The 20,324-nt window shown below is 33.5% G+C and carries 22 protein-coding genes; 7 read left to right on the top strand and 15 right to left on the bottom strand.

Annotated features, from left to right (window positions below):
- Positions 1–215: 215 nt before the first annotated feature.
- Complete coding sequence (locus UtA1_RS04385; RefSeq protein WP_096552405.1) at positions 216–1,382, top strand: MFS transporter; 1,167 nt, start codon at positions 216–218, stop codon at positions 1,380–1,382.
- A gap of 95 nt (positions 1,383–1,477) precedes the next feature.
- Here the strand turns inward: UtA1_RS04385 and UtA1_RS04380 are convergent, their stop codons facing one another.
- Positions 1,478–2,095, bottom strand: a complete 618-nt coding sequence (locus UtA1_RS04380; RefSeq protein ID WP_016839068.1) for a DedA family protein — start codon at positions 2,093–2,095, stop codon at positions 1,478–1,480.
- Between the two features lie 208 nt (positions 2,096–2,303).
- On the opposite strand from UtA1_RS04380, the gene UtA1_RS04375 reads away from it, so the two are divergent.
- Positions 2,304–3,833: an NAD(P)H-hydrate dehydratase gene (locus UtA1_RS04375; protein WP_096550159.1), complete on the top strand. Its 1,530-nt coding sequence runs from the start codon at positions 2,304–2,306 to the stop codon at positions 3,831–3,833.
- Positions 3,834–3,934: 101 nt separating this feature from the next.
- On the opposite strand, the gene UtA1_RS04370 is transcribed toward UtA1_RS04375, so the two are convergent.
- From UtA1_RS04370 to UtA1_RS04355, 4 genes are all read right to left on the bottom strand, one after another.
- Positions 3,935–4,405 (bottom strand): DinB family protein, encoded by a 471-nt coding sequence (locus UtA1_RS04370; protein WP_016839066.1) that lies wholly within the window; start codon positions 4,403–4,405, stop codon positions 3,935–3,937.
- A 138-nt stretch (positions 4,406–4,543) separates the two neighbouring features.
- Positions 4,544–5,812, bottom strand: coding sequence for a cytochrome P450 (locus UtA1_RS04365; protein WP_096550158.1), 1,269 nt, complete (start codon positions 5,810–5,812; stop codon positions 4,544–4,546).
- Between the two features lie 107 nt (positions 5,813–5,919).
- Positions 5,920–6,480 carry a hypothetical protein gene (locus tag UtA1_RS04360; RefSeq protein ID WP_096550157.1) on the bottom strand — a complete coding sequence of 187 codons (561 nt, stop codon included), beginning with the start codon at positions 6,478–6,480 and terminating at the stop codon, positions 5,920–5,922.
- Positions 6,481–7,085: 605 nt separating this feature from the next.
- Positions 7,086–7,229, bottom strand: a complete 144-nt coding sequence (locus UtA1_RS04355; RefSeq protein ID WP_016839063.1) for a YpzG family protein — start codon at positions 7,227–7,229, stop codon at positions 7,086–7,088.
- Between the two features lie 196 nt (positions 7,230–7,425).
- Here UtA1_RS04355 and UtA1_RS04350 point away from each other — a divergent pair, with 196 nt between their 5' ends.
- On the top strand, positions 7,426–7,728 hold the full coding sequence (locus UtA1_RS04350; protein ID WP_016839062.1) for a YunC family protein: 303 nt from the start codon (positions 7,426–7,428) through the stop codon (positions 7,726–7,728).
- Between the two features lie 43 nt (positions 7,729–7,771).
- On the opposite strand, the gene UtA1_RS04345 is transcribed toward UtA1_RS04350, so the two are convergent.
- Positions 7,772–8,911, bottom strand: a complete 1,140-nt coding sequence (locus UtA1_RS04345; RefSeq protein WP_172597824.1) for an MGDG synthase family glycosyltransferase — start codon at positions 8,909–8,911, stop codon at positions 7,772–7,774.
- A gap of 373 nt (positions 8,912–9,284) precedes the next feature.
- On the opposite strand from UtA1_RS04345, the gene UtA1_RS04340 reads away from it, so the two are divergent.
- A complete protein-coding gene (locus UtA1_RS04340) occupies positions 9,285–10,013 on the top strand; it encodes a glycosyltransferase family 2 protein (protein WP_096550155.1) in 729 nt (242 codons plus the stop codon).
- Entirely contained in the window at positions 10,003–10,698 is a 696-nt protein-coding gene (locus UtA1_RS04335) for a lysophospholipid acyltransferase family protein (RefSeq protein ID WP_016839059.1), read from the top strand. The genes UtA1_RS04340 and UtA1_RS04335 overlap by 11 nt, the downstream gene beginning before the upstream one ends.
- A 163-nt stretch (positions 10,699–10,861) precedes the next feature.
- On the opposite strand, the gene UtA1_RS04330 is transcribed toward UtA1_RS04335, so the two are convergent.
- Complete coding sequence (locus UtA1_RS04330; RefSeq protein ID WP_096550154.1) at positions 10,862–11,362, bottom strand: pyridoxamine 5'-phosphate oxidase family protein; 501 nt, start codon at positions 11,360–11,362, stop codon at positions 10,862–10,864.
- Between the two features lie 197 nt (positions 11,363–11,559).
- Here UtA1_RS04330 and UtA1_RS04325 point away from each other — a divergent pair, with 197 nt between their 5' ends.
- Positions 11,560–11,787: a phosphate-starvation-inducible protein PsiE gene (locus UtA1_RS04325; RefSeq protein ID WP_096550153.1), complete on the top strand. Its 228-nt coding sequence runs from the start codon at positions 11,560–11,562 to the stop codon at positions 11,785–11,787.
- Positions 11,788–11,832: 45 nt separating this feature from the next.
- Here UtA1_RS04325 and UtA1_RS04320 read toward each other — a convergent pair whose 3' ends face one another.
- A complete protein-coding gene (locus UtA1_RS04320) occupies positions 11,833–12,201 on the bottom strand; it encodes a thioredoxin family protein (RefSeq protein WP_232019901.1) in 369 nt (122 codons plus the stop codon).
- A 34-nt stretch (positions 12,202–12,235) separates the two neighbouring features.
- Between UtA1_RS04320 and UtA1_RS04315 the strand changes: the two genes are divergently transcribed.
- Entirely contained in the window at positions 12,236–12,499 is a 264-nt protein-coding gene (locus UtA1_RS04315; protein WP_232019900.1) for a YqhV family protein, read from the top strand.
- Positions 12,500–12,508: 9 nt separating this feature from the next.
- On the opposite strand, the gene corA is transcribed toward UtA1_RS04315, so the two are convergent.
- The 7 genes from corA to UtA1_RS04285 form a co-directional block, all read right to left on the bottom strand.
- Positions 12,509–13,459, bottom strand: a complete 951-nt coding sequence (gene corA / locus UtA1_RS04310; protein WP_096550151.1) for a magnesium/cobalt transporter CorA — start codon at positions 13,457–13,459, stop codon at positions 12,509–12,511.
- 39 nt (positions 13,460–13,498) lie between these two features.
- A complete protein-coding gene (locus UtA1_RS16995) occupies positions 13,499–13,675 on the bottom strand; it encodes a hypothetical protein (protein WP_172597823.1) in 177 nt (58 codons plus the stop codon).
- A gap of 10 nt (positions 13,676–13,685) precedes the next feature.
- On the bottom strand, positions 13,686–14,846 hold the full coding sequence (locus UtA1_RS04305) for a Ger(x)C family spore germination protein (RefSeq protein ID WP_096550150.1): 1,161 nt from the start codon (positions 14,844–14,846) through the stop codon (positions 13,686–13,688).
- Positions 14,839–15,945: a GerAB/ArcD/ProY family transporter gene (locus UtA1_RS04300; protein WP_096550149.1), complete on the bottom strand. Its 1,107-nt coding sequence runs from the start codon at positions 15,943–15,945 to the stop codon at positions 14,839–14,841. The genes UtA1_RS04305 and UtA1_RS04300 overlap by 8 nt, the downstream gene beginning before the upstream one ends.
- Positions 15,942–18,098: a spore germination protein gene (locus UtA1_RS04295; protein WP_232019899.1), complete on the bottom strand. Its 2,157-nt coding sequence runs from the start codon at positions 18,096–18,098 to the stop codon at positions 15,942–15,944. The genes UtA1_RS04300 and UtA1_RS04295 overlap by 4 nt, the downstream gene beginning before the upstream one ends.
- Before the next feature lie 125 nt (positions 18,099–18,223).
- The gene (locus UtA1_RS04290) at positions 18,224–19,192 is read right to left on the bottom strand and encodes a bile acid:sodium symporter family protein (protein ID WP_016839045.1); all 969 of its coding nucleotides are present in this window, start codon (positions 19,190–19,192) and stop codon (positions 18,224–18,226) included.
- 140 nt (positions 19,193–19,332) lie between these two features.
- Positions 19,333–20,211: a LysR family transcriptional regulator gene (locus UtA1_RS04285; protein ID WP_096550147.1), complete on the bottom strand. Its 879-nt coding sequence runs from the start codon at positions 20,209–20,211 to the stop codon at positions 19,333–19,335.
- Positions 20,212–20,324 lie beyond the last annotated feature (113 nt).

Here is a 20,324-nt window from a genome sequence, read left to right as displayed (position 1 = left end):
TAAAATTGTTTATTGTAAATGGTTAAAACAATTTATTATCATTTAGGGTTTACCCTTTGAAGAAATAACCTATTCAAATAAAGTAATCTAGCCATTAGTAATAGATTGAATGTTGATGTAATGTGGAATTATAAGCATATAAAGTATTAATCAATATTTAAAGGTGTGACGTTCCATTGGTAGAAAATAACATACGGACTCCCATTTACCCTATCATGATTGCCATTGCAATAGGACATTTAATTAATGATACTGTTCAAAATATTGCACCAGCAATGTTCCCTTATCTTGCAAGAGATTTAGGTTTTACTTTTACTCAACTGGGGCTTATTAGTTTTGTATTAAATATGGTTTCTTCAACACTTCAACCGATCATCGGCTTTATTAGTGATAAAAAACCGATTGCATACGCATTACCTATAGGAATGATGAGCGTCTTCATCGGTTTAAGTATGTTTGCATTCGCTAATCAATATTACATCCTTTTAATTGCTGCCATCTTTTTAGGATTTGGTTCAGCCATTTTCCATCCGGAAGGCTCTCGCGTTTCATTTATGTCTGCAGGCAATAAGCGGGGCCTATCACAATCGATTTACCAAGTCGGTGGAAATTCTGGGCAAGCTATTGCTCCTTTAATTGGTGCCTTTATTTTAGATGCATTAGGACAAAGAGGGGCTGCTGTATTGCTTCTTCTCGTTGCTATCGGAATTGTGTTGTTATTTAACATTTCAAAATGGTATGCTCGACAATTAAATGTCGAGAAATTAAACCAAAAGCAAAAAAAAGTGCTAATTTCTTCCTTGCCACCATTAACAAAAAAACAAGTGGGAATCGCTCTCATATTGCTGTTTACGATTATTTTTGCACGCTCTTTTTACACAACGAATATTCAAAATTACTATGTGTTTTATTTAATAGATCATTATGATTTGACTACCCGTATCGGCCAAATTTTAATCTTTATATTTATGGCTTTTGGCGTTGTTGGAACATTTTTTGGAGGATCCCTTTCCGATCGCATCGGTCGGAAAAATGTCATTTTACTTTCAGTAGTTGTACCGATTCCTTTATGTTTATTACTGCCGTACATGCCTCTTTGGCTTGTACCTGTATTTTTAATTATTATCGGAACACTAATAATGATTAGCTTCTCTGTAACTGTCGTTTATGCTCAAGAATTAGTACCTAGCAAAATCGGAACAATGGCAGGACTGACAACGGGGTTTGCCTTTGGAATGGGTGCAGTTGGATCTGTCGCTATCGGTTGGCTACTGGATACAATAGGAATAGAAATGACAATAAAAATCATCTCCGTATTACCAATCATCTTAGTAGTCGCATTTCTATTGCCTAAGGATCAAGTCAAAAAAGAACTGAGTTAATAAGCTAATCGATACTTGCCAAGTGCATCAAGGCATATTGTATCTTTTTCGTAACGCTAATTTAAAAGTAAGGGGGAAGAATACAACTCTTCCCTCTATTTTCTTTTAAATAACTTTTTCTTACGAATGAATCGTACAACAAACCAAATGAATACAACAGCTATTACTGCATAGGCAATGTTTGAATAGACGTCCATCACTTCTACAATTTTCTCCCAATTCTCTCCAACTGTTGCACCAACATGCACCAATACAGTATTCCATATTAACGTACCTAATGTCGTTAATAAAATGAATAGCCAGAATTTCATATTACTCATCCCGGCTGGAATGGAGATTAAACTACGAATGAGAGGTATAAATCGACAGAAGAACACAGTCCAAAAACCATATCTGTCAAACCAAGCATCAGCTTTATAAATATCGTTTCTTGTTAATCTTAAAATGTGACCATATTTATCAACTATTTTTACTAGCCGTTCGACATCCAACAACAAGCCAATACCGTATAAAATGATTGCGCCCGCAACGGAACCAAGAGTTGAAGCAATGATTACTCCTGTGACCGTCAAATCAGTAAAAGTAGTCATAAATCCACCAAAGGTTAAAATAACTTCTGAAGGAATTGGAGGAAATAGGTTTTCTAACATAATTAACAGGAATACACCTATATACCCAAAATCCTCCATAATTCTTTGAATCCAAGTTTCCATCTATTCTTCCCCTTATGTATTTCTTATATTTATTTCTATTTTCACACTAACTATATCATTATGAATTTATTCCTTCTCATAGTCAAACTAATCAAATTATTAGACTGTATATCGTTTCCATAAGTTTCATGATTATGGATCATTTTATATTGTAAAATTAAGTTAAGAAGAAAAATCTCAGAACATCTTATGTAAAGGAGGTTTGTTTATGTATGTTGCCGATCAAAAAACAATGCAACTGCTTGACCATTTTACAATGGAACAGCTAGGGCTACCTGGTGCTGTATTGATGGAAAACGCAGGGAACGCTGTCGTGCAAGCAATTTTAAAGGACTACCCCAAAAATACTAGTGTACTTGTGTTATCTGGGCACGGGAATAATGGTGGTGATGGCTTTGTTATCGCGAGACGATTAATTGATTTTGGATACGATGTATTACTTTGTTTTATTGGAAATGAAGCTAAACTAAAAGGCGATGCTCGAATACATTATCAAGTATACAAAAATCGTCAGTTGCCTTTCTATCACTTTAATGCTGAAGAAAATGATATATTTACATATATTCAACAGGCGGATGTCATTATTGATGCGATGCTAGGAACTGGAGTTTCCGGTGAAGTTCGATTTCCGTTCAATCAAATCATTGAAGCTGTTAATGATTCAAAAAAAGATGTAATAAGTGTGGATATTCCTTCTGGGCTTAACTCCGACACGGGTAAAGCCGCAAGTACAACGATTAAAGCAACGAAAACAATTACTTTTGCCATGCCAAAAATGGGATTTTTTGTTGGTGATGGTCCTACAGTGATTGGCAAATGGGAAGTTGCAGATATTTCCGTTCCTGATTCAGTTGTTGAGACCCTTCAATTAAAACTGCCTAAACTACTAGATGAAGCTACTGCAATATCCTCTCTGCCACAAAGAATAAAACATGGACATAAAGGAGCTTTCGGACACTGCCTTGTAATAGGTGGTTGTAAACATTATGTAGGGGCGCCAGTCTATACAGCAAAGGCTGCTTTTCACTCAGGAATTGGTCTTGTAACCCTTGCTATTCCAGAAAAAATTTATCCACTTGTTGCTGGAACATGTCATGAAAGTCTCTTTATCCCACTATCCGATTCAAATGGATTTATTAACTGGAAAGCTATTGAAACAATCGACTTTTCTAAATATACAACAATCGCCTTTGGGCCTGGATTGGGAAGAGAGTTAGACGGCGATGCAATAATTCGAACATTGCTAGATCAGCTAACAACACAAACACTCATTATAGACGCAGATGGATTGTATTTTCTTAAAAACCATTTAGAACAGTTGCAACATTATAAAGGGGATATTATTTTAACTCCACATCCAGGAGAAATGGCTACCTTGACGGGAAAATCAGTTGCTGAAATTGAAGCGAATCGCTTAGAAACAGCAAAAAATTTTGCTGCAACATACGGAGCTTATTTATTGTTAAAAGGACATCGACCAATCATTGCAACACCTACTAGCGAACTTTGGATAAATCCTTATGGAAATGATGCTTTAGGTAAAGGTGGCAGTGGAGACGTATTAACTGGTTTAATTGCTTCCCTAGTTTCCCAGCATCAGAATCCCCTAAAAGCCATGTTATGTGCAAGTTTTTATCATGCTATTGCCGCGGAAGAATTAGGGAGAAATTCGTCCAATTATGGAGTAACTCCAATGGATATCATCCATTATATCCCTATACTATTCGGCCGTAAATAAACAAATAGTATTGAAAGTCCTTGTGATGAAATCTGCTACAAGGACTTTCTTTGACATTCTCTTTATAAAAAAACAAAAGGCCCTATTCATGGAGGCCAAAACTATTTTTTTAAGTATAATGCTTCTCTCACTTTATTAAACTGTTTTAAATCATAATGAATATATTCAAACAAATAGGACGAAATAGTATATTTGGATGAATGAATGCGATAACTTTTCGACCATTTTTCATCTTCTAAATTATTTACAGCAATAATAAGGCTTCTTCTAACAGAGGTAAATTTTTCTATAATCTCTTCCTTTTTTCTTTTTCTACTCTCAATTAATGATTGTTGTTTGATTGCTTGTTTGTCTAGTTCTTTTGGAAAAACTCCATCTTTTTTAAAGTAGGGAATTCGTTTTTGAAGGACAAATTCATCTAACGCAATGAAATGAGTGACAACGCCTGCAATTGTCCATTCGTCATTTGTTAATGATAAGTACCATTCATTTTCCGTCAGTTTTGATAAATTTTTTACAAAATCCACTGAATTCTCGAAATGAATTAATATTTTTTCTTTATTTTTATCCAAGAATGTCAGCTCCTATAGGTTTACTTATTGTAGTAATCCTTCGATACAAAAAAGAAAACTCCTTCTCTTTTCAATTTAAATTTTTTTATTTTCGAAAAAAATGCCCCAAAAGTAGAAAACTTTTGAGGCTTCTTATTACTAATGAATGCTTTCTTTTAATCGCTTAACATTTTTTAATATCACTTTACTTTTAGGAATACTTGGTATCGTATCCATCGTGATATACATGTCCTGTTCTGGAATCTCATAATCCATTTTATTTAACAAATACTCTAAACTTAATTTCATCGCTTCAATGGTTAGTTGTTCACCTGGACAACGATGGGTTGTTTCATATCTTCCGCCGCCTTGCGGAATGAAACTGAATTGGTCATCCTGCCATTGGGCAAAACGTTCAGGTTGAAATTCATCGGGATTTACCCAAATATTCGAATCATGATTAGTACCGTAAATATCCAATAAAACGAGCGTCCCTTCATGAAATGCATATCCGTTCCAAGTAAAACTACTTTTAGCCTTTGCTGCAGCAACAGGAACAAGAGGATAAAAACGTCTTACTTCTTGAATAAATAAGTGGATATAATCAGGCGTATTTTTTAATTTTACTCTTTCGTGAGGAAATTGGGATAATGCCATTACAATGAAATTAATATAGATGGAAATCGCAACAATAGGTCTTAAAATATTAATAATCTCAACTGCCACTGTTTCTACATCTAACAAACTGCCATTTAAATCTTTATAAAATACAAATTGATGTAATATCGATTCACTTTGTACTTGTACTTCGTTGGAGCGTATTTTTTCTATCAATTTCTCCATCTTTTTTTCCAATTGATTTCTTTTATTTCTGCCTATCCAATGTTGCAGGCCAAATGCGATAGGCGTTTCAAACATCGCTCCGATTTCGTTCATCAATATTTCCGTATCTTTTTCATGGGGAGGATACCCAATCCATTTAAATGCCGCTTTACATAACAGCGTTTTCATTTCTTCATAAAAAATAATTTCTGTTTCTTTACTCCATTGATCTAATGCTTTTTCCCATTCAAGTTTTGCAATATCTAAAAACTCATTTATTTTTTCTTTTGTCAAGACATTCATAAACATTTTTTTGCGATGTCGATGAGCTACTCCATCAAGGGTTTGAACGCTATTTTTCCCGAATAAGGTTTCAATGATGCGGTTTGGAACAGCATCTTGACGTTGAAATTTTGTTTGATCATAAAACAATTGTGCCGCTTCTTTCCCACCCATGCATATCGCCTTTTTCCCCAATATTCTTGTTTCAAAAATATTGGTTTGCAAGCTTTTTCTGCGATTTAAAATGTATTCATACCCTTCTTTTAAAAGTGCTAGGCTATGATCAATACCTTCATCTCTTGGAATTTCATTGATATTTTCCATTGTTGCACCTCACAAACAATATTTGGCTATATTTATTTTGTTACAGGTTTTATATTTCATACAGAGATACAACAATTGCTAAACTAGACTGACAAGTAAAGTTTCCCTTATCCAACATTATATCGATATAAATCATTCATTCGATTTTCGTTCATTATTAAATGAAATAAAGGTCCTTCATATTCCAACTGCAAATTCGTTAAACACTGTAAATCATAAGGGGAAATCAGAGAAATCGGTTTATGAAATTCATAATTCGCCCCTTCTTTTAAAACGTGAGCAACAAATTGAGAGCAAAAATAAGCATTTTTTCGATGTGATGGTTTATTAAAAGTGTATGTAATAAGCCCTGTTAAATTGTATTTATATTTTTGTTGTTCTGCTTCAATAGATTTTATGATTTCTTTCATACGAGCAATTTGTTCTTTTGTAGCCCAAATGCTATATACAGCTCCTCTACTTTTTAAAAAAAGCGCACTACGTAAATCTTCCTTTACAAAACCGCCGATAAATGGATTATTTGGATATTTTCTTCCAAAACTGTACACTTCCTGAAAATTTGAGTCAAATGCAATGGATGCATGATTATAAGTTTTTTTCGTATAAAGCTTAATCATTCTCGTAAAAAGCGTTCCAGTATCGGTAAATAATAAATATACTTTTTCCATCTCGACTTTCTCCTTTGTAAATATACCTCCATTCTAACGACATTACATACACCATTAAACCGCCCGAAGAAATATATTCTTTTCAGTCTTAGGTCGTATTTAATCAATATGTAATGAATTGCAATGGAAATAATATTGTTTATTTGAGATGGATAAATCATAAACAGCGCAATAGTTGGAGAATGGACCTACAAATAGGGGATTGTTATGGAAGGGAATGGGCATATTGTGTTCATCTCTTATTTGTCATTTTCCTATTTGATAAAAAAATTGACCCGGAAACTAAGTTCCGGGCCTCGATTTCACAAATCACGACATGAATTCAGAAACTCTTCGGTGTTACTCCATATTCAATTTACTTTTGAACAATGGACTTTCCTTCACCTTGACGAGTTTTCGGCGGAGTGTCAGAATCAAATTGGTCTTTGATCTTTTCCATCGGGAAATCCCTCCTGTTTATCATGTCGGATTGTCTTGTGAAATCATTATTTATTATGACTGCTTTACAAATATTTATACACAAATCGCTACTTTTTTGAAAAAATATCTGAAAAAAACCCGGAAACTAAGTTCCGGGCACTTTCACTAGGGCGCCATGATGCTCTTTAATACTGCCTTGCCTTCGCATCCGTTCTCAAAATTTGGTTATGAAGTGATATTTCCGTTTGACCGTTAATTTGAGATTTTTGATATTTCGGCTTTAAGTTTTGATTTCGAAGAGCTTTCGGAAAAACTTCCTTCTTACTCATCGGCAATCACCTCTTTCATCATGGTCGATTTCCTTAGTGAAATCATTGTTAGTATGAAAAATTCAGCAAACAACTATGCTTTCCTAATATTTTCATTTATTTTGCAACACACTTAGAATGGACATAAAATTTCTTCGACACCATTTGAACATTTTTTTCGTCGCTCCATATTTTATTAAAGAAAGGAGCGATGTGGTTGATCTCAATTGAACCCATTGAATTACAAGGACATATGTACACTGCCGTCACTGTTCACTTGCCGAAAACAACTTTATTAACAATCTCGAATGAAATTGGGTACATTATGTGTGGTGCGCTAGATGTTGAACTATTGAACACTCGGTTAGCTGACAGAAAAATTATTGCAGGTCGTGCAGTTGGGGTAAAAACCATTGATGAATTATTAAAAGCTCCGCTCGAATCTGTTACAACTGAAGCCGAAAAAATGGGAATTGTTAAAGGAATGACCGGAGAAGAAGCATTATTAAAAATGATCTAAAATTTTACAAATTGAAAGGAGGTTCTACTTGTTGATCCTCCTTTTATCCGATAAATCGATTAAATTGGTGTTTTTGTTCAACTAATGAAATAACATCTTCGCAAATAACTTCAGCTGATCTTGGGCAATATATTTCTTTCATATTATCAATTAACCGGTTTCGATGGTTTTCATCTCCAATTAACTGAAGTACAGACATAACTAAATCATCAGGTTGATTCACAATAATTGCCGCATCCTTAGACTGAAAGTAATTTGCATTTTCCAACTCTTGACCAGGCACTACTTGATACAGCAACAGCGGTACTTGAACAGCTAATGCTTCACTTAACGTAATTCCTCCTGGCTTTGTAATCATTACGGTAGCCATTTTCATCATTTCATCCATTTTGTTCGTGTACCCAAATATTTTAACATTTTGATTTTCGGAAAATTTTTCTAATAGATTATTTTTCAACTCCTCATTCTTCCCGCATATGACGAGTATTTGATTATTGTCATGCTGCAATAATTTCTCCATGATTCCTTCAATATCTTTTATTACTCCATAAGCTCCCGTTGCAATTAAAATTACAGGCTTTTTTGAATCTAAACCATAAGATTCAAGAAGATCGTTTCGGTCCACTGAGCGTTCAAACTTTTCTTCAATTGGAATTCCTGTGACCTTAATTTTATAATCAGGTGTTCCAGCGTTTATTAAATTTTGTTTTAAATCTTCAGTTGCCACATAATATCGGTCTATATAATCATGAATCCAATTTTTATGAGCTTGAAAATCTGTAATCACATTTACAATGGGTAATTGAATACCTGTTTTTCTTTTTAATTCTGGTACAACTAGCATTGGAAATGTATTCACTATAATATCTGGCTTTACTGTCTCAACCATTCGCATCAGTTTTTTCATTCCATAAGTATTCATAAATTCAATATCGAAATACCTTTTATTTCTTCTACCTCCATAATATAGTAATCCATAGATTTTCCGACCATAATTAAAACTCTTTATATATAAATATTTTGAAGCCTTTGTTAATAATGGGTGAGAATCGTAGTAAAGATCAGATTCTATTACATCTGTAATGCCATAGTTAAAGAATGTATTTTTTAACGTATTTGATACTTTTAAATGACCATTTCCATAGCTCCCCGTTAATAGCAGAATCTTTAAATCCCTCTCCACAATATCACCCTCACACATAAAATCCATCGTTTTCATTTTATTTAAACAATATTGAATAGGTAATCATTCCAAAAAATAATACTTATTTTTATAACTTATGCCTAACAATACGTAGTTAATGTGCAAAATTTTCTATTACACATAATTGATTTTCAAGCAAAAGAAAACTTTATTAAAATTTTATTCTGTTTAACTAGAGTCACCTTATTTTTCATTCTTTTGGAATGAAATTCAAACTTATGAATATACATGAATATAAGATTTTTTATGAACTTGGAAAACTAATATTAGAATCCATATATTTAAAAATTTCTACTTCAAATTTGCTGAAAGATTTGAAGTCAACATAACGGTTTAGAAAGGAAGGGACGATATGAATAAAGTCTGCGTTATCATTCCCGCCTTGAATCCGACTCGTGATTTAATCGATTATATATACGATTTAAAAAGTCATAAAGTTTCACAGATTGTCGTAATTAACGATGGAAGTATGACTAGTTGCAATGCAATATTTCATCAAATTGGATTAATACAAAATTGCACCGTGCTGACACATGAAAAAAATAAAGGCAAAGGTCGTGCATTAAAAACCGCATTTCAACACGTTTTGAAGCACTGTCATGTGGACGGGGTGATAACGGCTGACGCAGATGGTCAACATTCCATTGAAGATGTCATCAACATTGCTGAATTACTCAGTGATGTTCAAGATGCCATTCTTCTTGGCGTCCGAAATTTTGACCAAAAAAATGTCCCGATTAGAAGTTATATTGGAAATAAAATTACTAGTTATTTATTTACAGCATTATTTCAAATTCATCTTCAAGATACGCAAACAGGCCTTCGGGGCATTCCAATAAAAATACTTCCTTCACTCCTTGCTTTAGAAGGAGAACGTTATGAATATGAAATGAACATGTTAATTGCTGCCGCCAAAAAGAAGATCCCTATCATGCAAATTCCTATCCAAACTATATACATCAACAAAAATAGAAGCTCTTATTATCACCCTATAAAAGATTCTTTAAAAATTTTTACAATGATTATTTCTGGAATTTTTGCAAATAAGAAGCTGGATGAAGGTGAAGAACATGGTATCTAATTTTTACGGTAAGTTCTTCCTAATCTCTCAATGGATTATTCGTCAAATATACCCTACCTATAAAGTAGAAATTCCTGAAAATACTCAAGAGCCTGTTGTTTATATTTCACACCATCAAAATCTTTTTAATCCATTTATTATATATTTATGGTTTCCGAAAAGTTTGCGAACTTGGATTTTACATGTTTTTTTAGACCGTAAATCATGCTATCAACAATATGTGGACTACACATTTACAAAAAGAATGGGAATGAATAAAACAATCGCAAAACTATGTGCATATCCCCTTTCATTTATTATTTCTAACCTGTTGAAATCCGGCAAAGGCATTCCTGTGTATAGAGGATCTAGAAAAATAGTAAATACGTTTCAACTTTCTGTGGAAGCGTTGAAAAGAGGCGAAAGCATCGTCATTTATCCAACGATTGACTACACGAATACTTCCAACGAAACAAAGGCAATGTATGAAGGATACCTATATATTGAAAAATATTATTTTAAAGAAACTGGCCAACACGTTCGTTTTGTACCTTTACACGTAAGCAAAAAAAATCGACTGATTATTGCTGATGAGCCAATTTCATTTCAAGAAAATGAACATTTTTCAGAGGGTCAAAAAAGAATCGAACATTATATTCAAAACAAATTATATGAATTAGCCAAAAAGTGTGGGGATATAGAATAAAATACATAAAATAAATATTCTTTTCAAATAGCTCTTTAAGGAAGGCTATAAATTCGAAAAAGCCGTAAACATTTTACAATCGTAAAATGTCTGCGGCTATTTTTTCGAATGAAACGAATTGCGATTAGCCCTCAATCGGTTTCATGCAAGTTAATCACAACTACTAATGACTTAAAGCTTCACTTAATTTTCCTGTAATATTTTCAATGTCTACTTCAAATACTTCAGTTTTTGGCAAAGCAGGATAACCACCTTTTTCAAATTGCCAATGTGGATCGCCATATTTTTTCCAAAGGCAATCATAAAACCATTCTTTCTTTTGTTCATCTTCAATTCGATGAATCTTCCCAAATAATACGACGCTTGTATAAGCTAAAGCCGATTGACAAGCGTATTTCTTTCCAGGAACGATAGCTCCCATTTCACAAACTTCAATACTTACCCGCGGATTCTTTTTAACATTTTCCCAAAAATGACTTTCTCTTAAATTGCCTATATGCAAGTACAATTTTTTCCCTTCTTCATAAACAAAAACAAACGGAATGACATAAGGATAGCCGTCTTCTCCTACTGTTGCAACATGAGCAACTTTCGCTTCCCGCAAAAAAGCTAATGCATCATCAACTGAAATTTCTCTTTTTTTGTTGTTTATAATTCCTCTCACTTCTCCCAACTCCTTTCTACAAATATATATTCTAAATACTTCTTTAAAACCCTTTTAAAATAGCAAAATTTTTATCATGGATAAAACTAGTGCACCAATTCCATTAAAATTCCATTTTTCAAATATATTTCAATATCCAAAAAAGTATAATATTATGGTACTATGAACTATAGGAAAGATTTTAGGGGGGAATAAAAATGGGTAGCAAAGCATTGAATACAAATGCCAAAATTACACCTGAACGCGTAGATGAAGCATTAGACATTCGTGACCGTTTAATTATTGAACTATTAGTAAGCGTACTTGACGAAAAACAAGTTATTGAACGCCATATTTTAAAAGAGCGCCTTGCTAACTTAATTCAACTTTCCGATCACGATGATGAATTAAAAGAAACAATACATGCGCTTGTGAACAAGCTATAAAAAGGAAAAGGAGACGTCAAATTGGAACGCCTCCTTTTTTCTTTACTATTTTTCTTCATACATTTGCACAATTTTATTTAATTTTTCTTTTAAAATATCCATGTGCACAAATCTTGCTTCTCGAATAGATTCTTTTCCTTCTACAAAAAACAGTAGTACAGGCACTGTAAATATCGAAAAGCGTCCAGCTGTTTCCTCCACTTCATCTACTTTTATATACCCAAAAGCGATTCTAGGATAATTTTTTAACATTTCCTCTACCCGAGGAAGTAGTGCATGACAACCCCCGCAATTCATTCGTGAAAAGTAAAGAAAAGTGAGTGGGTTTCTTTCAATAAAAGAATTAATTTCATCCAACGTAGATAGCTCAATCATAATCTCACCAATTGTTAATAATATTTCTTGGCCAAGCATATCATTTTCCAAGAAACAGTGGAAGGATGACGAATTGGAAAGTGCACTTCTTTATATGGTGTTATTAAGATATTTATCTGGAAGTATCGAATTATTAATTGCCACACTGATGTGGAGGTCCAATGATTTAGAAAAAGCATTGATGCTCAATTCAATGTTAGCGTTAGTTGGTCCAACTATCTTAATAGTGACAACTGGAATAGGAATTAGCGGACTTTCTGAAAAAATTTCTTTCTTAAAAATGCTTTGTCTATTTTCAGGCATCGTGCTCATTATTATCGGCATGAAAATGAAATAATTCAGGATATTATCTGAACCAGCCTTTTCTTTTAAACCACAAGAGCATCGATATTCCAATGAGAAACATGATAAAAAGAATTACAAAATAACCATATTTCCAAGATAATTCAGGAATGTTTTTGAAGTTCATCCCATAAATACCTGCAATAAATGTTAATGGGGCAAAAATAGATGTAATAATTGTCAGTAGTTTCATGACATTATTGGTTTGATGTGCATTTAAGGAAATATAACTGTCACGAATATCTGCCGTTACTTCTCGATTAGACATGACCATTTCGGATAATTTTAATAGATGGTCATGAATATTTGAAAAGTATTCTCTTCTCTCGTCAATTTGATTTAAATTCAAATGATGAGAGTTTAACATGCGATATAATAAATCCCTCATAGGATTGACAGAATGCAACAACTGTAAAAGCATATTTCTAGCTTCCATCAAGCTATTCATCGGTTGAATGCCTGTTTGTATAATAATTTTCTCAAGTTCATCTTCTATTTTATAGATAATGGGAAAATAATGATCGACAATTTTATCTAATAATTCATAAAATACATAATACGGATCCCATTGTTCGATTGAAGTTTGAGCAAGCAATTCACTCCATACTTTTGTAACTTCTACAGAAGGATGTTTGTGAAAGGTAACAATAAACGATTCTCCTACAAAAAAATCTAGCTCCTCTTTAATTAGTCTACCGTTTTCTTCACGAACTGTATGAGTAACGAAAAAGGTGTAATGATTAAAATAATCTAATTTCGGCCTTTGAAGATCTTGTACACAGTCTTCTATTGCTAAAGGATGAAAGTGGAAGGTATTTGATAAATGCTTCATTTCTTCTTCTGTCGGTTCGCTAAAATCTACCCAAAACCATTTATAACTGGTAATGTCAATATTATTTATTGAATCTCCTTTTTCTAAATGGTTATCTTTTGTAATGCCTATATAGTAAATCATGAAATGCTCCTTTTCTTCCGAAATTCCGATGAGCAATTTCTAATTATCTTGCAGTTCTTCATTATTTCCTTTTAACCGTTCCTCTTGTTTCCAAGGTGGATCCATTACAATATGAATTTTTTCATTAATTTTGTACACAGTAAAAGGAACTAAAAATGCGAAAACTGTGCAAACAATTGCATATGTTGTAGGTAAATGCTCGATAATAAATTTCATGTGCATCACCTCATTTAGATGTTGTTTTATTAATGCTTCCTGGTTCCTCGATTACGATCTTCACTTCACAATCGATATCACTTTTTGAGAAATAATTTTTCCCATTATCCCATTCATCTTGTACTTCCTTCCATATTTTTGGATAATAACGGTTTAAATACTCCCCCAATCCCATGGCATCTGTTTGAAAATCATTTTGCAGTTTATTAATTGTATTCTTAACCATTTCTTCAATTTTCTCGCTCGTTTTTTTATAAAACTTATTTAACACTTCATATTCCTTTAAATTTTCCCAACCAGATTGGTCTGCAATTGCTCCCTTAATTTGAATTTTGATAGAGAATTGTAAGTTATTTGGATCATTATTGGTTAGAGTAATTTTTCTTTTTATCGTAAGAATTTCAATCGTCATTGGCCCACCATCGATTTCTGTATTAATGGAACCATTATTTTTTAAACCTCTAATATAACTTAACGCTTTCGCATCATCTCCTTTCAATACTCCTACCATCCGCTCTTCTTTACCGTTATAAATAGCTATTCCTTCATAATCAATGACTGTGGAACTAATTTTTTTTAGGTATGGTAAAGGGAAACTTGTCTCTTCATATAGTTTTTCATCGATATCTCCAATTCTCACCAAATCAGTAACATCCAATCTTTTTTTATTTTCTAATAAATTTTTTATATATTCTGCTGGTATTTTTTCATGTTCCGCTTCAACATATAGTAAGTCTTCCGCTAACCCATTTGTAATCGCTAACTTAATGCCTCTACGCATGCGTTTTTCACGAAAAAAAATATCAAAATGTTCTTTAAAACGCCCTGGTTGTTTCATGATATCTTCAGAAAATAGAATCACACCTAAATGGGTAGAATCTATTGAACGACTTGCCTGTTTTGCTAAATCTAAATTAATTTCATAAATGGTCTTTCCTGTGCTCGAAAGGTTCCGATAGGCTTTTCCCGCGCCTCCTCCAGCATTTGCAGCAACGGTTGCCATATTTTTAGGAACAACAAGTTGTTGGGTTAATTTGACTTCAGTTTTGTCTGCTGCATCTATAGCCATTCCAAATATAAAAGCTCTTTCTTCAATTTCAATTTGATCCCAGCAAGCTGCCAAAATTAAAGTACACATCATCAAAATTAGCATCGCATTCAATTTATTCACTTGAATTCCCACCTTTAATCTTGAATGCAATCCCTAAAAGTATGGTAACTAATAGAAAATATATAATTGTAAAATGGCCAAGGAGGCGATTAAAAGAGACTACATCTAAGTAACTTTTCGGAACCATGCTTGTAAAATATATAATTGGTGACAACATGATTACTGCATTTATCTTTTTGAAATTTCTAAAAACCATTCTAAGTGTCATGACTGTCACATCTAAAGCCATCGTAGCTGTCGTAAAAAAAATGATTGTCCAAAACAAAAAAAGAAACGCATCAAACCGCTCAAAAAAACCTCCAGGAATTTCAACCGTTCTTGACAAATCGAAGGTCGGAAAGAACATATTCCTCATCGTCGTATTTCCAAAAACCCCAACACATACAAGGTAAATAACCAAATTGAAACCCATTGTTACCAATACTCCATAAGCAGTCATTTTGGGCGTATTTCGCGGATTTTTTACAAGTCCAATATAAAAAAAGACAATTGCAAATCCTAACATATTAACGACGCTAAAATATGTCCCTTTCAAATACCCCTCAAAGTCCGTTTGAAATAACGGAAGAAATCCTTCCCAATCTATTAACCCTATCGGAAGAAAAATTACTAAAAATAATCCAACTACTAAAATCGGAAAAAATAACACGTTTAAACGGAAAATACCGGCCTGAGAACCAGATACCGCATAAATAACAACGAACAAAAATGTTAATGAAATAATTTCTTGAGGCGTATGGTCAAACAAATATTGGTGTGAAAGGGCCGCTAATTCCCTAACATAAAAAACTGTTGTCATAAAAAATTGTAATGAAAATATTAATGTCATCACGATTGCAACAGGTTTCGATAGTAAATAAGACGTATAAGTTAAAAACGATTGATTCGGAAAGGATGAAGCAATTTTTGCAATAAACCATCCACAAAGACTCGCTATGATGCCGCCAAGTAAGACAGTTATCCAACCATCGGAAGAATTTGTTACTTCTGCAACTACTCTCGGAGAAGTTAACGTTAATACTCCAATAATATTTGTAATCACTGTTATTAAAATATCTCTATCACTAACAATTCCTTGATAATCAGGCGACCGATTCATTGTCGTCGACCCCCACTATTTACTTTTTGATCATCTATTGGCTCTAAATAGGGTGGGCGCTTTTTAAGCGTCATAATTGGCGCGCGAATAAAGGTGTTTTTCAAAGCGTCTATGAAATAAGGGGCAAATGGTCCAGAGTAAGGTGTACCCATACTTTTTAAATTAACAATATGAATACAAATCATAATAAACACTAAGATAATCCCATATAACCCAAATATGGATGCCGCGATGACAAAAATGAATCTCAAAATACGTAAACCAATGGACATGCTATAATTCGGTATAGTAAACGAACTCATAGCAGTTAGAGAAGTAACAATTACTAATGCGGGACCCACGATTCCTGCACTTACTGCAACATCTCCAATCACAATACCTCCAACAATACCTACTGTTTGACCTATTACTTTTGGAAGCCGTATACTCGCTTCTTGCAAGATTTCAAAAGTTACCGCCATTAATAGAACTTCTACAATCGCTGGAAACGGTCCCCCTTCTCTAGTGGCTGCAATCGAGATTGTTAATTGTGTTGGCAGCATCCCAGGATGGAAGGAGGTTAATGCAACATATAAACCAGGTAAAAATAATGCAATAAACATTGAAAAATATCTTAACAATCTCATCGATGTAGCAATAATCCATCTTTGACTAAAATCTTCAATCGTTAAAAAGGCATCAACAAATGAAATAGGAGCAATCAAAGCAAAAGGACTTCCATCGACTAGTATGGCAACTTTTCCTTGCATAAGATTGTAAGACACTCGATCAGGTCTTTCCGTATCCAGTAATTGCGGAAATGGAGATAGAAAGCTATCTTCAATCCATTGTTCGATAACTCCAGAATCTGGTGCAAAGTCTATATCAATTGTTTTAAGTCTTCGATTGACCTCATCTAAAATGTCTGGGTTAACGATTCCTTCCACATAACAAACGGCAATTTTTTGCTTAGAACGCCTTCCAACTTCATGCATTTTAAAACGTAAGTTAGGGTCCTTTAATTCTCGCCTGATTAATGTTAAATTTGTTTCAATACTTTCAATAAAAGCTAAGCGTGGCCCTCGAATAAGCGCCTCCGACTGCGGTTCATCAAGGGCACGTTTCTCGGAACCGGCAGTCCCCATATCTAGAGCCGTCATTTTTCCATCTATTAAAAAAATGGATCTCCCTGATAACAGTGCGTGTACCACTTGTTCAAGGGTATTAACTCTTTTTGTTTCTGTAACAGCGATAATTTCTTGATAAATTTGATCAAGTATGTCCCCATTAAATTCAATTGTTTTCCTCTGAAGAGTTTTTAAAATATTGTCATTTATAATATTTGTGTTTGATAATCCACTGAGATATAAAATACTACAATGAATTTTTTGTTTTTTTTGTTTGGCTTTTTCTAAAGGTCGTTCATCTATAATGTTTAGTTGATTTATCTTGCTATCATTATTCTCTGGATCGCTTAAAGTTTGAATAGGCAAGTTCCCGTCATCATGTCCACTTCGACTGCTCGGACAATCTCCTTGTTCATTTTCATGATTGTCGTTAAAAGTTTCTAGCGTTAATTCACGAATCACTAAATCATCCGGATTCCCTAATAACCTTCTAATGAATTCAATATTATTATTCATTTTTTTATATATGGGCACGTGTATTTCCATTGATACATTCTGGTTGTTGGTTTGTGTTGCATTTGAATTCGCATTGCCGTTTTGTTTAAGAGATGGACTTTGGTTTTGTGATGTTTTTTGGTTCTGCGATTGAACATTGTCTTGAGACTGGTTATGGTTTTGTGTTTGAGTTTGGTTTTGTAACTGATGATTTTTTAGATGGCATTGGCACTGAATACTTTGTTGAAACTGTATATTTTGATTTGATTGAATACTGCTTTGAGTATGTTGATAATCTTGACTATGTTGCGATCCAACATTTTCATTATTTAAATTGTTTCGTGTTCCTTGTATATGTTGAGCCTTTTGATTTTGCTGAAACTGAGGGTTACATTGACACTGTTGCACATTTATTTCTTGTTGAATACCATTTATGTCATTTTGTTTATGTTGAGTATTTATGCTATTTTGATGCTTGTTTGTTGAATTTTTTCTAGGCACTTTTCGATAAAATCGTCTCATACATATACTCCCACTAATAGCATTTACCATTAATGTGGTTCATTTATTTGTTTTTATACCATCTACAGTTACCTTTATTAATTTTTTGCATGAATAAAAAGACTGCTCAAAGCATGTATCACTTTGAACAGTCTCCCAATTAACCATTTGTTTGCTTAACTTTTCACTTCATTTCCAACATTCAGATTAAACTTCTCTCGATATTTCTCCAACCCTTTACTAAATTGTGATGCCAATACTTGTTGGAACAGCATACCAAATACAACGGGAAGCACTACTCTTGATGGAAAATATGTACTGGCCACAACAACACCAACCGCTATGTTGCGCATTCCTCCTGTAAAAACAAAAGTTGTAATCAAATCGATTCTTCTCCATAAAAAATGTCCAATAATCAGACAAAAGGTATAGCCGGATAAAGATACAACTAAAACTAATAGAATAATTCCAACTATATCCCATGAGATATTTTTTAAATAGGGTGCAATGACACTACTATTGATAAACACGATGAGGAATATACTGACTTTCTGAAAAGGAGCGAAAGTTCGGGATAATTTTTTGACAAATTCACTTTTCCCCAACTCATTCATCAACATGCCAAGCATGGATGGAAATGCAATCATCCAAAGTAAATCGATCATGATAGACGTGGTGTCAATCGCTACTATTTGTCCCGCAGCCAATTTAGCTATGAGCGGTATGATGAGGGGAGAAAGTATTGTATCAATTAATATAATGGATAAGCCAAGTGGAATATTTCCTTTACAAATGCTAATCCAAATAAAACTTGTCACACCTGTTGGAACTGCTACTGACAAAATAAAACCAACCGTTAATAAATGATCATTCATTATTAGCGCTGACAATACGTAAGCCCAAAACGGCATCAATACATGTAAAAACAAAATCGTAATGAAAATGAACTTTGGATATTTTTTTAAACTTTTTAATCCTTCAAAGTTGATGCTAAGACTCCCAGCAAAAGTCATAAAAGCAAATATCCAAGGAACTAGGAAAAGCAAATGCCCACCGACTTTTTCAAATATCACCCCTATAATTAGACTTAATGGCGTCAAAATAGGCATTAACTTTTGCAAGTATGCGTTAAAACGGTGTAACATTTAGCAAAGCCTTCTTTCATTAGATGTCTTTATATTTTATCAAATTTTAAATAAGGGAAATTCCTGTTTCAAATAAATTCATACCGCCTGAACTTCTTATGCTGAAAATAAAAAAGCAGTACAATTCATGATTTGTACTACTATTGATTGAAATGCCCATGCATAAATCGCTTATTTTCTTCAATTGTTTCTATAAATTTTTCCATACTTGATGTTAAATACGAATCAGCCCTTCTTATAAAAACTGTTTTTACTTTACTATATTTTTCAGGTAAATTATAACAGCGAATTTCTCCGCTTTGTTCTAAATGAGCAACGGCGGATTTCGGTACGAATGAAACACCAAGCCCCATAGCTACACTTCGTAAAATCGTTTCCAGGGTTCCAAATTCCATGATTTTTTGTGGTGTGATGTTCTGATCCTTGTACCACTGTTCTAGACGTGCACGATATCCACAACCATTGCTAAAACATAAGATTGGTTCATCTTTTAATTCTTCCATCATCAGTTCCCGATTATCTGAAATTAATACTAACTCTTCATCAAATACATCATACGTCTCCAATTCAGGATGAAAATCCGACTTCGTGACAAATGCCCCATCCAATTTATGATTTAATACTTCTTCTTCTAAACTGTCCGTTACCCCTGTAAAAAGAGATAACTCCACATTTTTATATTTCTTTATATAATAAGAAAGTATTACGGGTAAATGATAAACTGTTTCGACTGTACCAATCTCTAACTTTCCAGAAGGTTCGTCATGATTTTGGACAGCCTTTTTCATTTCAGCTGTTAACCTTAATATTTTTTCACTGTAAGATAATAGTTTTTTTCCTTCCGGTGTTAAGGTCATCCCTCGACGATGACGATGAAATAAAGGGGTATTCAGCTCCGCCTCAAGTTTTTGTATACGAGATGTAATGTTCGATTGAACATAATTTAATTCCTTTGCTACTTCGGTAACTGTCCCTTTCTCCGCCACTAACTGGAAAATCTCCAAATCCTTTAATTCCACTTTTAAACCTCCTAGAAATTCCTATTAACTATTATACTATCAAAAATAATGATAATAATCTTCCTTTTCACGCAATATTTTTGATGTTAATTAAAGGCGATTTTTTGAAAGGC

The sequence above is a fragment of the Ureibacillus thermosphaericus genome, from assembly GCF_002370195.2.
GTDB classification, from domain to species: Bacteria; Bacillota; Bacilli; order Bacillales_A; family Planococcaceae; genus Ureibacillus; species Ureibacillus thermosphaericus.
This window is presented reverse-complemented; position numbering and strand designations above follow the sequence as displayed.

Bases quoted from the DNA above. Each gene is read 5' to 3' on its own strand.
- UtA1_RS04385 (WP_096552405.1), top strand. From the start codon at position 216: ATGATTGCCATTGCAATAGGACATTTAATTAATGATACTGTTCAAAAT.
- UtA1_RS04380 (WP_016839068.1), bottom strand. From the start codon at position 2,095: ATGGAAACTTGGATTCAAAGAATTATGGAGGATTTTGGGTATATAGGT.
- UtA1_RS04375 (WP_096550159.1), top strand. From the start codon at position 2,304: ATGTATGTTGCCGATCAAAAAACAATGCAACTGCTTGACCATTTTACA.
- UtA1_RS04365 (WP_096550158.1), bottom strand. From the start codon at position 5,812: ATGGAAAATATCAATGAAATTCCAAGAGATGAAGGTATTGATCATAGC.
- UtA1_RS04360 (WP_096550157.1), bottom strand. From the start codon at position 6,480: ATGGAAAAAGTATATTTATTATTTACCGATACTGGAACGCTTTTTACG.
- UtA1_RS04355 (WP_016839063.1), bottom strand. From the start codon at position 7,229: ATGAGTAAGAAGGAAGTTTTTCCGAAAGCTCTTCGAAATCAAAACTTA.
- UtA1_RS04340 (WP_096550155.1), top strand. From the start codon at position 9,285: ATGAATAAAGTCTGCGTTATCATTCCCGCCTTGAATCCGACTCGTGAT.
- UtA1_RS04335 (WP_016839059.1), top strand. From the start codon at position 10,003: ATGGTATCTAATTTTTACGGTAAGTTCTTCCTAATCTCTCAATGGATT.
- UtA1_RS04325 (WP_096550153.1), top strand. From the start codon at position 11,560: ATGGGTAGCAAAGCATTGAATACAAATGCCAAAATTACACCTGAACGC.
- UtA1_RS04320 (WP_232019901.1), bottom strand. From the start codon at position 12,201: ATGCTTGGCCAAGAAATATTATTAACAATTGGTGAGATTATGATTGAG.
- corA (WP_096550151.1), bottom strand. From the start codon at position 13,459: ATGATTTACTATATAGGCATTACAAAAGATAACCATTTAGAAAAAGGA.
- UtA1_RS16995 (WP_172597823.1), bottom strand. From the start codon at position 13,675: ATGAAATTTATTATCGAGCATTTACCTACAACATATGCAATTGTTTGC.
- UtA1_RS04300 (WP_096550149.1), bottom strand. From the start codon at position 15,945: ATGAATCGGTCGCCTGATTATCAAGGAATTGTTAGTGATAGAGATATT.
- UtA1_RS04295 (WP_232019899.1), bottom strand. From the start codon at position 18,098: ATGGTAAATGCTATTAGTGGGAGTATATGTATGAGACGATTTTATCGA.
- UtA1_RS04290 (WP_016839045.1), bottom strand. From the start codon at position 19,192: ATGTTACACCGTTTTAACGCATACTTGCAAAAGTTAATGCCTATTTTG.